The following is a 13,210-nucleotide window of genomic DNA, read 5'->3' on the forward strand; positions in this document are numbered from 1 at the left end:
TATGAAATATAAGATTATACTATTGCTGAATATGGCTCTTCTTTTTGCAGGATGTACGGATATTCTGGATATAGAGCCTAATAATAAGGTGGTTGCAGACAAAGTCCTGACTACTGAAGAGGGGATTGCGATGCACATGGCAAATCTTTACGGCCGTCTTCCTATCGAGGACTTCTCTTATGCGATTGATAAGGGCTTTAATTTGGGAATTGGGAATACTGATCCGAATAATGGTGGACGGGCTGCTGCTATGTACTGTGACGAAGCGATGCATTCTGAATTCGACGAATGGGGAAGTGAAGGATTTAATTTTTGGGAAAGATATACGGATGATAAAGGTTTGTATAATGCTTCTGTTGGTATTTACACATTGATAAGGGATATTAATAACCTGTTGGAAACGATTCCTACGTTGAATACTTCCAATAATAAAAAACATTATTGGAGGGTGAAGCTGCTTTTCTACGTGCATATACATATTTTGCTTTGGCAAAGCGGTATGGTGGAGTTTCGATTATCAAGAAAGTTCAGGTGTATAATGGAGATGTAGAAGAATTGAAAGTGCCCCGCAGCACAGAAAAGGATACATGGGATTTTATCTTGAGCGATTGTGATGACGCTATCCGGAAACTAAGTGAGTCTTCAGAAGATACTCGTCGTGCTAATAAATGGATTGCATTGGCACTGAAGTCTCGGGCAGCTTTATATGCAGCTTCGATTGCCAAATATACTCATGAGCCTTATGTGGGTCTGTCGGGGCCGGCTGTAGAACAGAAACTTGTGGGTATTGATGCTTCGGAAGCAGATCGTTATTATGAAATCTGTATGCAGTCGTCTGATGAAATAATGAAGAGTGGGTTGTATGGTTTATATGGTGCAGAGCCTCAAAGCAGAGACGAAGCTATCGTAAATTATAAAAAACTGTTTGAGGATCCAAACAGTGTATTGAATGGAACGAAGGAACCTATTTTTATTAAAGGATATACATCTGGTACCCAACTTGCACACAATTATGATATTTGGTATCGTCCTAATCAGGTAGCAAACGGCTGGCCGCATCCGGGACGTATGAATCCTTCGTTAGATCTGGCCGATATTTATGAAGATTATACGGATGACGGGCAAGGATTAAGTAAGCCTATCCGTACTCGTGTGGATAATAATGAAATTTTTTCTGGTTTTGACAGAAATGCTAACTATTATTCTTATCCAATGGATGCTCCTTATGAAATATTCAATGATAAGGATATTCGTATGTGGGCTACTATGATTCTTCCGGGTACGCAATGGAAAGGACAGAAAATCATTATTCAGGGAGGATTTATTCGTCCCGATGGAAGTTATGTGTTCAGAACAGATGCCAGTACTCAGGGGAAAGATGGAAAGACCTACTATTCGTTTGGTGCGCAGGATCAGAAAATGTATTCGGGATTTAGTTCTGTTGGTGGTAACTACACCCGTTCTGGTTTTCTTCTTCGCAAATTCTTGCAGGAAAGTAAAGACGTGACTTCTGAGTGGAATAAGGGATTTACAGACTGGATCGAATTTCGTTATGCTGAGATTCTGATGAATTATGCGGAAGCATCCATAGAACATTCGTCTGCAACGGGTGAACAGCTGAAAAAAGGAAAAAAAGCGCTTAATGCTGTTAGAAAGCGAGCTGCACACAAAGACGAAATTCCATTAACAATAGAGAATGTACGTAAAGAGCGTTTTGTTGAATTTGCTTTTGAGAATAGACGCAGATGGGATCTGATTCGTTGGAGGATATTTCATAAGGAATATGAGAACCGAATAAAGAAGTCCTTAGTTCCGTTCCTCGATTTAAGAGGAGAAACTCCTAAATACATCTTTGTACGCATGGATGCTCCTGGAGTGAACAAACATTCGTTTGATTATTCCTGGTACTATCAGGATATTCCTGGTACCGGTAGCAACGGACTTGTTCAGAATCCTTGATATATCAAAACTTTACTTTAAAGACAGAAAATATGAAAGCAACTTTTTATTTATTGACAATAATATTCTTTTCCATATGTTTTGTAGCATGTGAAAAGGACAATCTGGATATAGCCCCAAATGCTACATTCGGTGGGGAAATCCGGGATATGGAGACAGGTGAGTTGGTGGAGCAAGAGATAATCAGAGGTTCGCAGATTTATTTTATTGAACTCGGATGGGACAATCCTCCTGTTCAGGCAATGGCTGTTAAAAATGACGGAACATTCCAAAATAATCTCATGTTTGCGGGCGATTACAAAATAATTCTGAATAAGGGGAATTATATTCCTCAAGATACGATTGATTTTAGAATTAATAAAGGAAAGAATTATAAGGTGTTTGAGGTTCTGCCTTACATACGTATCGTGAATCCTGATATTAGATATAAAGGTAATAAAGTAGTAGCAAAATTCAGTTTACAGCAATATACGGTAGATCCGGTAAAGACAATCGCTCTATTTGCACATACAGAGTCCCATGTAAGTAGTAATATCCAGACAGCTAAAGTGAGTAGTGAAATAAATACTGCTGTATCACCTTTGACGGAGTACGAATTGAGCATGGATTTGAGCCAGACTACTGGAATTGAACGGGAACATAGTTATTTTTTCAGAATCGGAGCATTGAGCAGTACGTCGGAAGCTAAATATAATTATTCTCCTGCAGTAGAAATCGACTTATAAAGGAATAGGACATTTATGAAAAGAAAAATACAAGATTGCCTTGCATACAGACTGTTTTTGTTGTTACCGCTTTTCTCGTTTGGAGGATGTGTGGAGATAAAAGCTCCTGTTGGTTACGTAAATCCATATATGGGAAATATTAGTCACTTGTTGGTACCGACTTATCCGACTGTCCATTTACCTAACAGTATGTTACGAATATATCCTCAAAGGGAGGATTATACAAGTAATAAATTGAAGGGATTACCTGTGATAGTGACAAGTCATAGAGGAAATTCGGCCTTCTCTATCAATCCGTTCAATAGCTTTTGTGATAGTTTAGAGAAGGGTAGTAGGTCTTCTTTTATATTGTATAATTACGATAATGAAAAGATCAAGCCTTATTATTACAGTGTTTTTTTGAGTGACTATGATATAGAGGTAAAATATGTCCCTTCTCATCAGTCGGCTTTATATCAATTAGATTTCCGGGCAGGGCAACCTGGGCTTTTGATCGGGGCGACAAATGGAGAGTTGCATGTAGAGAAAAACAAAGTTTTTGGTTATCAGCAAATCGGTTCCTATGAGACAAGAGTGTATCTTTATCTGGAAACGGACGTGGTTCCTTTACAAACGGAAGAAGGAAATACTGTCGTAATGAAATTTCCAGAGAATGATAAAAGGATTAATCTTCGTTATGGAATCTCTTTTATAAGTGTAGATCAGGCGAAAAAAAATATGGAACGCGAAGTGGCTGGAAAGGATTTGGAAACTCTTACACGAACAGGTAGAACTATTTGGAATGATGCTCTTGGAAAGATTCAGGTAAAGGGAAACTGTGAGGATAGTAAGACTATATTCTATACTTCTTTATACAGAACATATGAACGAATGGTTTGTCTTTCTGAAGATGGACAGTATTATAGTGCTTTTGACAATCAGGTTCATCAGGATAGCGGTGTTCCTTTTTATACTGATGATTGGATCTGGGATACGTATAGAGCTACCCATCCATTGAGAATATTACTGGAACCGGAACGCGAGAAATATATGATTCAGTCTTTTATCCGGATGGCTGGTCAGATGAAACATTTTTGGATGCCTACTTTTCCGGAGATAACAGGTGATAGCCGACGGATGAATTCAAATCATGGGGTGGCTACTGTACTTGACGCTTATGTAAAAGGAATTACGGATTTCGATTTAAAGGAAGCATATCGTGCTTGTAGAAATGCTATCACTGAAAAGACATTAGCACCGTGGTCGGATATGGAAGCCGGAAAGCTAGATTCTTTTTATGTGTCAAACGGATATTTTCCGGCGTTAGCTTCTGGTGAAGAGGAAGTTGTTTCCGAAGTACATAGTTTTGAGAAAAGGCAAGCTGTTGCTGTGACATTAGGTACAGTGTACGATGAATGGTGTCTGGCACAAATAGCCAGACTGCTGGATAATAAAGAGGATTACAATTACTTTTTGCAAAGAAGTTTGAACTATCATCAATTGTTTAATGCAGAAACAAAATTTTTTCATCCTAAAGATAGTGAAGGAAATTTTATCACTCCGTTTGATTATCGTTATTCCGGTGGAATGGGTGGAAGGGATTATTATGGCGAAAATAATGGATGGGTTTATCGTTGGGATGTCCCCCATAATGTAGCGGATCTTATCAAACTGATGGGAGGGAAAGAGGCGTTTGTTGATGAGCTGGAAAAGATGTTTGATACTCCTTTAGGAAAAAGCAAGTATGAATTTTTCTCGCGTTTTCCTGATCATACAGGTAATGTCGGACAGTTTTCTATGGCAAATGAACCTTGTTTACATATTCCTTACTTATATAACTATGCCAATAAACCCTGGATGACCCAGAAAAAGATTAGGGCATTACTGGAGGAATGGTTTAGAAATGATTTGATGGGAATGCCGGGAGATGAGGATGGTGGTGGCATGAGTGCATTTATTGTCTTCTCGCAGCTGGGTTTTTATCCGGTTACGCCAGGATTACCTATATATGTCATTGGAAGTCCGGTGTTTGAACGGGCAAAAATTCAGTTGAGTGATGACAAAACCTTTGAAGTATATTGCCATAATTATTCGCCGAAACATAAATACATTCAATCGGTTAAGCTGGATGGAGTGGAATGGGATAAATCTTGGTTTAGTCATGAGGAACTGATGAAGGGAAATAAATTAGAAGTAACGATGGGGGCCTATCCCAATAAGGAGTGGGCGTCTCAAGACCAGTCTGTCCCCCCTTCATTTGAAATGAGAAAATAAAGAATATGAATAATTAAAATTAAATCAATTATGATGCAGAGACTCTTTTTTATGATGATTTTTTTCTTGTCACTTTCATTGGAAAGTTGTAGCAAAGAAGATGATAATAATCCTTCTAATTCGGAGAATAACGGAGGAAATAATAATTTAGGTACAGAGTTGGATTATGATACTTTCTGCTTTTATTATGATTGGTATGGAAGTGAGGCTATTGACGGTCAATATAGACATTGGGCCCATGCTATAGCACCCGATCCTAATGGTGGATCCGGTCAGAATCCGGGGACCATTCCGGGTACACAGGAGAGTATAGCCAGTAATTTTTATCCTCAATTAGGAAGATATAGTAGTAGTGATCCTAATATTTTGACCAAACATATGGATATGTTTGTTATGGCGCGTACCGGAGTGCTGGCACTTACCTGGTGGAATGAACAGGATGAGACTGAAGCCAAGAGAATCGGTCTTATACTGGATGCAGCAGATAAGAAAAAAATAAAAGTATGTTTTCACTTGGAGCCATATCCCAGCAGAAATGTGCAGAATCTCCGGGAGAACATAGTTAAATTGATAACGAGGTATGGAAATCACCCGGCCTTCTACAGAAAGGATGGCAAACCTTTGTTTTTTATTTATGACTCTTATTTAATCGAACCTAGTGAATGGGAAAAGTTATTAAGTCCTGGTGGTTCCATTACAATCAGAAATACAGCCTATGATGCTTTGATGATTGGATTATGGACTTCTAGTCCGACAGTGCAACGGCCTTTTATTTTGAATGCTCATTTTGATGGTTTCTATACATATTTTGCAGCTACCGGGTTCACGTATGGTTCTACCCCGACTAATTGGGTAAGTATGCAAAAATGGGCAAAGGAAAATGGTAAGATATTTATTCCAAGTGTGGGTCCCGGATATATAGACACACGTATACGTCCTTGGAATGGTTCGGTAATCCGGACTAGAACGGATGGGCAGTATTATGACGCTATGTATCGAAAGGCCATTGAAGCTGGGGTTTCGGCTATTTCTATTACCTCCTTTAATGAATGGCATGAAGGGAGCCAGATAGAACCGGCTGTGCCTTACACAAGTTCCGAGTTTACTTATTTGGATTATGAGAACCGTGAACCTGATTATTATCTCACCCGCACTGCGTACTGGGTTGGGAAATTTAGAGAAAGCAAACAGTAATCATATTTATTAATAAAAAATAAACCATGAAAAAAGTCACAAAAGTAAAGATGTTGTTAATAATGCTATGTGCATTGTTTATATCAGTATGTTCTATTTCTTGTTCTGATGACGACGATAATGTGCTAAAGGTAGACACAGTAGCTTTTATAAGCCAACTGACTGATTATCAAAATCAGCTGGAAACATTGAGGGATGGATCGCAGTATGGAAATAAGACGGGAATGTATCCGGAAGAGAGCAGGGATATACTTGAACTGGTATTAATCCAGATAAAAAAGAGCATCCGGCAAATTGAAAACGGAGAAGAGACTAATCCTTCACAGGAGAAAGTGGATGAATTGATTCAGGCTGCTAAAAAAGCGATGGAGGATTTTAAAGCAACTGTGATTATAGAATATGTTTCTGTAGCTGCAGAATTGTATGTAGACGGACAAAATGACGGGTATATTGATTTTGGAGCAAGTGAGAACTATTCTAAGTTTGGTAATACTGGTGAACAAGTTTTCACTGTTGAGTTGTGGGTGAAGTTGAAATATACTTCCGGTTTTGGTAGTGTGGTGGATGTCTTTATCGAAGATGGTACCGGACATTATAGAAAAGGATGGGTAATTAATAACTTTGATAATAAGAGACTACGTATGTCGTTGGGAATGGATAATTGGGGATTGTTGGAACCTGGCATTGATTTCAGTACGACAGAGAAATGGGTTCATTTTGCAGCAGTTATTAACGAGAAAGGAGTTGATGGAGATGTTAATTCAGAAGGAAAACCTATTGTTGTAAAAGTGTATATGAATGGCGAATTGAAGGATCAGGCGACAGGGCTTGATGGTAATCCTTATAATCCGAATGATTTGGGAACATCTATGATTGCTTTTAGACATATGGGGGGGAATCTTGGTATGACAAATGACTGGAAACTATCTGGATATATCAAACATTTCCATCTTTGGAAATCTGCCAAGTCACAGGGAGAAATTAAAAAGCTGATGAATGAGGAAATTAGGGTTACAGGACAGGAAGATGATTTAGTTTGTGGATGGGAGTTTGATGCAACAGTGGAGGATGATACTAATATACCTGATTTGACAGGCAAATATTCTGCTAAGTTGCTTGGAGAGTATAAGTGGATTCCTTTGGAATAAAAGATTCTTTATCTGCTTCCTTTGGTAGGGCAGAAGCTTTTTGAGGCTGTCAGAAGTTTGGATTTACTATGTTTGGGATATTTTGTCTCTAATCAATCAGATAGTAAAACAGGCTTTTGACAGCTTTACTTTTATTTGATAAATTAAATGTGGTCTGTTTACTCTGCTATTTCAGCCCTTTAAGGGCTTTTTCCCTTCTCTTCTTCATTATTTTCCTCTTCCGTTTCATCTGCAAAAGGTTCCGGCCGTTGCGGTCCGTGATTTACGAAAACGAAAGCGCAGAGCGTTCCCATAATTCCTCCGCTAAGATGTCCTTCCCATGACATATTGGTAGGGGAGAAATAAGGAAACATATGCCATATAATTCCTCCATATAAAAAGGTGACAAGTAAAGAGATGGCAATGAGTGGAACATATTTGCGGAGAATACCACTGAAAAAGAGAAAGAAGGCAAAGCCATAGATCAGTCCGCTGGCACCGATGTGCCATCCCGGTTTTCCGATCAGGAAAGTAAGTAGTCCGCTTCCGAGCCAAATGAGAATAAAAATTTTACCGGCTATTCCCCGGTAAAAGTAAAAAAGACACCATGACAAGAAGAATAAAGGGATTGTATTTGCTAATAAATGACTGAACCCGCTGTGTATCAGCGGATGGGTTAAAATGCCGGTCAGTCCCCGTTTCTCCATAGGATATACCCCCAAGCGAGAGAAGTCCCAGTCCATTCCGACTTCCATAATCTTGAGTATATAGAGAATAAAAATAAGGAACAAAGGCTTTGCTGCAGCCAGCATGATACGCTGAATATCTTGCTTCATGACATTCTTTTCTTTAGATATTTTACGCAATACTACGAATATTTGCACAAAATCTGAAAATAAAAAGCCTTTTTATTTTTGTTTTTATCTATAATTTGTACATTTGGGCGTTATACCTATTGTATATGCTGCTACAGCCAATATACACGGTATGTAACAATAAATAGATATACGATATAATGACCAATAATTAACCTTTAATAATGCACAACTATGAGTTATTTACGATTTGACAAGACCCTCATGACGAATCTGGAAGAATCTCTTCAGAGAGAAATCCTCCGGACGAACAAAGCAGGAGCTTATCATTGTACGACGATTGTTGATTGTAACACACGCAAATATCACGGCCTGTTGGTAATTCCAGTTCCCAATCTCGACGATGAAAATCATGTGCTGCTATCTTCTCTTGATGAAACGGTAATTCAACACGGTGCGGAGTTTAACTTGGGGTTGCACAAATATCAGGGAAACAACTTTAGTCCTAACGGACACAAGTATATCCGTGAGTTTGACTGTGAGCATATCCCGGCAACAACTTACCGTGTCGGAGGTGTAATCCTCCGCAAAGAAAAAATCTTTGTACATCATGAAAATAGAATCCTGATTCGTTATACTTTACTTGATGCGCATTCGGCTACAACCCTGCGCTTCCGGCCGTTCCTTGCTTTCAGAAGTGTACGTGAGTACACTCACGAAAACCCACAGGCAAGCCGCGAGTATCAACTGGTGGAAAATGGTATTAAAACCTGTATGTATCCCGGTTATCCGGAACTTTATATGCAGTTGAATAAAAAGTGTGAATTTCATTTCATGCCCGACTGGTATCGGGGGATTGAATACCCCAAAGAACAGGAACGTGGATATGACTTCAATGAAGACCTTTATGTTCCCGGTTATTTCGAAGTGGATATAAAGAAAGGAGAGAGTATTGTATTCTCTGCCGGAACTTCAGAAGTAACTCCTCGTAGACTGAAACAAACATTTGAGGCTGAAGTAGCTGATCGTACCCCACGTGATAGCTTTTACCACTGTCTGAAAAATTCCGCTCATCAGTTCCATAACCAACAGGAAGATGAACATTATATTCTTGCCGGTTATCCGTGGTTTAAATGCCGTGCTCGTGATATGTTTATCGCCTTGCCTGGATTGACGCTTGCGCTTGATGAGATCGACCAGTTTGAGGATGTGATGAAAACGGCGGAAAAGGCGATTCGTAATTTTATTAATGAAGAACCTGTTGGATACAAAATTTATGAAATGGAGCATCCTGACGTTTTGCTTTGGGCTGTCTGGGCTATGCAGCAATATGCCAAAGAGACTTCCCGCGAACAATGCCGTCAGAAATATGGAGAGCTTCTGAAAGATATTATGGAGTTTATCCGTCAGCGAAGACATGAGAATCTTTTCTTGCATGACAATGGATTACTTTTTGCCAATGGTACGGATAAAGCGATTACATGGATGAATTCTACTGTGAACGGGCATCCGGTGATTCCTCGTACTGGATATATTGTTGAATTTAATGCGTTATGGTATAATGCACTGCGTTTTATCGCTGATTTGGTGCGTGAAGGTGGTGATGTGTACTTGGCAGATGAACTTGATGCACAGGCAGAAGTGACAGGAAAATCTTTTGTCGAGGTATTCCGTAATGAATATGGTTATTTGCTTGATTACGTAGACGGTAATATGATGGACTGGAGTGTACGTCCTAATATGATATTTACCGTAGCGTTTGATTATTCTCCTTTGGATCGTGCGCAAAAGAAACAGGTGCTCGATATTGTGACCAAAGAGCTGCTCACTCCGAAAGGAATTCGTTCGTTGAGTCCGAAGAGCGGTGGATATAATCCGAACTATGTAGGTCCGCAGATACAACGGGATTATGCTTATCATCAGGGAACTGCTTGGCCTTGGTTGATGGGATTCTATCTGGAAGCTTATCTTCGAATTTATAAGATGAGCGGGTTGTCATTCGTTGAACGTCAGCTGATTAGTTATGATGATGAGATGACAAGCCACTGCGTTGGTTCCATTCCCGAGTTGTTTGATGGGAACCCGCCCTTCAAAGGACGTGGCGCAGTATCGTTCGCGATGAATGTAGCAGAAATACTGCGTGTCTTAAAGCTACTGTCTAAGTATTATTAAAAAAGGAGGAACGAAGATGAAAGTTTTAATGTTTGGATGGGAATTCCCTCCCAAAATATATGGTGGTCTTGCGGTTGCTTCTTATGGAATAACTAAAGGATTGAGTCTGCAAGGTGATATGGAGACGATTTTCTGTATGCCTAAACCTAGCGGCGAAGAAGAGAAGTTCTTGAAAATAATCGGTATGAATCAAGTACCCATCGTGTGGCGTGATGTTCACTATGACTACTTGAAATCACGTTTGTTGGAGATGACACCGGAAGAATATTACTCTTTCCGCGACCATATCTATGCCGATTTTTCTTATATGCATGTGAATGATTTGGGATGTATGGAATTTGCAGGTGGTTATCCCGGGAACTTGCACGAAGAAATTAATAATTTCTCGATCATTGCCGGAGTAGTAGCCCGTCAGCAGGAGTTTGATATCATTCATGCGCATGACTGGCTGACTTACCCTGCCGGAGTACATGCCAAAATGGTTAGCGGAAAGCCGCTTTGCATCCATGTGCATGCTACGGATTTTGACCGTTCTCGTGGCAAAGTCAATCCTACTGTTTATTCGATTGAGAAGAATGGTATGGATCATGCCGATTGTATCATGTGCGTATCCGAGCTTACTCGTCGCACTGTTATTAACGAGTATCATCAGGACCCCAGAAAGGTATTTGCAATGCATAATGCTGTTTATCCATTGTCGCAGGAACTGCTGGATATTCCGCGTCCCGATCACTCAAAAGAAAAGGTGGTCACTTTCCTCGGACGTATTACGATGCAGAAAGGACCGGAATATTTTGTAGAAGCTGCTGCGCTTGTATTGCAGCGTACTCGTAATATTCGTTTTGTAATGGCGGGGTCGGGCGATATGTTGAATGCCATGATTAACTTGGTTGCTGAACGTGGTATTGCCGATCGATTCCACTTCCCGGGCTTCATGAAAGGTAGACAGGTATATGAGGTTTATAAGAACAGTGATGTATTTGTCATGCCGTCTGTCTCTGAACCTTTCGGTATCGCTCCGCTGGAAGCTATGCAGTGTGGAACACCTTCCATCATTTCTAAGCAATCTGGATGTGGCGAGATTCTTGATAAGGTGATAAAAACTGACTATTGGGATATTCATGCGATGGCTGACGCTATCCATTCTCTGTGTACCAATCCGTCTCTTTTCGAATATCTCAAAGAAGAGGGAAAGAAGGAAGTAGATGGGATTACGTGGGAAAAAGTCGGCTTGAGAATCCGTGCTCTCTACGAGTCTGTGTTAAGAAACTATGGTAAATAACAAAACAATAAATAAAAATGAGAACTATCTGTCTTTATTTTGAAATACATCAAATTATCCATTTGAAACGTTATCGTTTCTTCGATATTGGTAATGACCATTATTATTATGATGATTATGCCAACGAAACGGGTATGAATGAGGTCGCTGAACGTTCGTATATTCCTGCTCTCAATACATTGATTGAGATGGCGAAAAACTCGGGGGGGGCTTTTAAAGTAGCGCTTTCTATCTCGGGAGTAGCCTTGGAACAATTGGAAATTCATGCTCCGGCAGTCATTGATTTATTGCACCAGTTGAATGAAACTGGGTGTTGCGAGTTCTTATGTGAGCCTTATTCTCATGGCTTGTCTTCACTGGCCAACGAGGATTGCTTCCGTGAAGAAGTACTTCGTCAACGTGATAAGATGAAACAGATGTTTGGTAAAGAACCGAAAGTGTTCCGCAATTCTAGTCTGATTTATTCTGATGAAATTGGTGGATTGGTAGCTTCTATGGGCTTCAAAGGGATGTTGACGGAAGGTGCTAAACATGTGTTGGGATGGAAGAGCCCGCATTATGTTTATCACTGTAATCAGGCTCCAAGTCTTAAGCTCTTGTTGCGGGATTTCAAACTCTCTGACGACATCAGTTTGCGTTTCTCTAATTCAGATTGGGCGGAATATCCTTTGTTTGCCGATAAGTATATTAATTGGATCGATGCATTGCCACAAGAAGAACAAGTCATCAATATCTTTATGGAATTGAGTGCACTTGGTATGGCTCAACCGTTATCTTCCAATATTCTTGAATTCATGAAGGCACTGCCTGAATGTGCAAAAGCTAAGGGAATCACGTTCTCTACACCGACGGAAATCGTAACGAAGCTGAAATCAGTGTCGCAGCTTGATGTTGCATATCCGATGTCATGGGTGGATGAAGAAAGAGATACTAGTTGTTGGCTGGGTAATGTTATGCAACGTGAGGCTTTCAATAAACTGTATAGTGTAGCCGAACGTGTTCATTTATGTGATGATCGTCGTATTAAGCAGGATTGGGATTACTTGCAGGCCAGCAATAACTTCCGTTTTATGACAACGAAGAACAATGGGATGTGGTTGAACCGTGGTATCTATGATTCTCCTTATGATGCTTTCACCAACTATATGAATATTTTGGGTGACTTTATCAAACGGGTAGATGCACTGTATCCTGTTGATGTAGACAGTGAAGAACTAAATTCTTTGTTGACTACCATTAAGAATCAGGGGGATGAGATTACTGAATTGGAAAAGGTATTGGCTAAATTACAGGCAAAAGTAGAAGCGGCAAAGAAAACGGCGGTAAAAAAGGCTACTAATGCTAAAGAGCCGGTAGTGAAAGAGGTCCCTGCTACTAAATCAAAACCTGCTGCAAAGAAAGTAAAGAAAGCAACAGCCGAGTCGAAGAAGTCTACGGGGAAAGCTAAAAAGGCTGCTGTTAAATAAGAAGTATAAGAATCTATTATATGGAACCGTGAGTGAGATAAAATCAAACTCACGGTTTTTATTATGGATTAAGTTAAGATCTTTGTAGGAGAATATACTTTTGTAAGATAGTAATAACGCTATCCGATAGAAATAGTGACGCTATATGGTGACGATACCGTTAATATCCTAAGCATATACCGTCACTATTTCTTCTATATTAATCAGGAATCTTAGG

8 protein-coding genes and 1 pseudogene are annotated in these 13,210 nt (G+C 39.8%); 8 read left to right on the forward strand and 1 reads right to left on the reverse strand.

Features of this window, described 5'->3' with window-relative positions; genetic code table 11:
* Window position 1: 1 nt before the first annotated feature.
* The 5 genes and pseudogenes from BXY_RS16380 (at window position 2) to BXY_RS16400 (ending at window position 7,279) form a co-directional block, all read left to right on the forward strand.
* A pseudogene (locus BXY_RS16380) lies at window positions 2–1,959 on the forward strand (RagB/SusD family nutrient uptake outer membrane protein).
* A 32-nt stretch (window positions 1,960–1,991) separates the two neighbouring features.
* Entirely contained in the window at window positions 1,992–2,684 is a 693-nt protein-coding gene (locus BXY_RS16385) for a DUF3823 domain-containing protein (protein ID WP_004316720.1), read from the forward strand.
* Window positions 2,685–2,699: 15 nt separating this feature from the next.
* A complete protein-coding gene (locus BXY_RS16390) occupies window positions 2,700–4,937 on the forward strand; it encodes a GH92 family glycosyl hydrolase (protein ID WP_015532463.1) in 2,238 nt (745 codons plus the stop codon).
* Window positions 4,938–4,967: 30 nt separating this feature from the next.
* Window positions 4,968–6,131, forward strand: coding sequence for a glycoside hydrolase family 99 protein (locus BXY_RS16395; protein ID WP_004316718.1), 1,164 nt, complete (start codon window positions 4,968–4,970; stop codon window positions 6,129–6,131).
* A gap of 26 nt (window positions 6,132–6,157) precedes the next feature.
* The gene (locus BXY_RS16400; protein ID WP_004316715.1) at window positions 6,158–7,279 is read left to right on the forward strand and encodes a DUF4972 domain-containing protein; all 1,122 of its coding nucleotides are present in this window, start codon (window positions 6,158–6,160) and stop codon (window positions 7,277–7,279) included.
* A gap of 179 nt (window positions 7,280–7,458) precedes the next feature.
* On the opposite strand, the gene BXY_RS16405 is transcribed toward BXY_RS16400, so the two are convergent.
* On the reverse strand, window positions 7,459–8,094 hold the full coding sequence (locus BXY_RS16405; protein WP_032851259.1) for a rhomboid family intramembrane serine protease: 636 nt from the start codon (window positions 8,092–8,094) through the stop codon (window positions 7,459–7,461).
* A 213-nt stretch (window positions 8,095–8,307) separates the two neighbouring features.
* On the opposite strand from BXY_RS16405, the gene BXY_RS16410 reads away from it, so the two are divergent.
* From BXY_RS16410 to BXY_RS16420, 3 genes are read left to right on the forward strand one after another with little or no spacing between them, the layout of a single operon-like run.
* Window positions 8,308–10,245, forward strand: coding sequence for a glycogen debranching enzyme N-terminal domain-containing protein (locus BXY_RS16410; protein WP_008019777.1), 1,938 nt, complete (start codon window positions 8,308–8,310; stop codon window positions 10,243–10,245).
* A gap of 16 nt (window positions 10,246–10,261) precedes the next feature.
* Window positions 10,262–11,527: a glycosyltransferase family 4 protein gene (locus tag BXY_RS16415; RefSeq protein ID WP_004316709.1), complete on the forward strand. Its 1,266-nt coding sequence runs from the start codon at window positions 10,262–10,264 to the stop codon at window positions 11,525–11,527.
* Window positions 11,528–11,544: 17 nt separating this feature from the next.
* Entirely contained in the window at window positions 11,545–12,993 is a 1,449-nt protein-coding gene (locus tag BXY_RS16420) for a glycoside hydrolase family 57 protein (protein ID WP_009039677.1), read from the forward strand.
* Window positions 12,994–13,210 lie beyond the last annotated feature (217 nt).

The sequence above is a fragment of the Bacteroides xylanisolvens XB1A genome (genome assembly GCF_000210075.1).
Taxonomy (GTDB): Bacteria; Bacteroidota; Bacteroidia; order Bacteroidales; family Bacteroidaceae; genus Bacteroides; species Bacteroides xylanisolvens.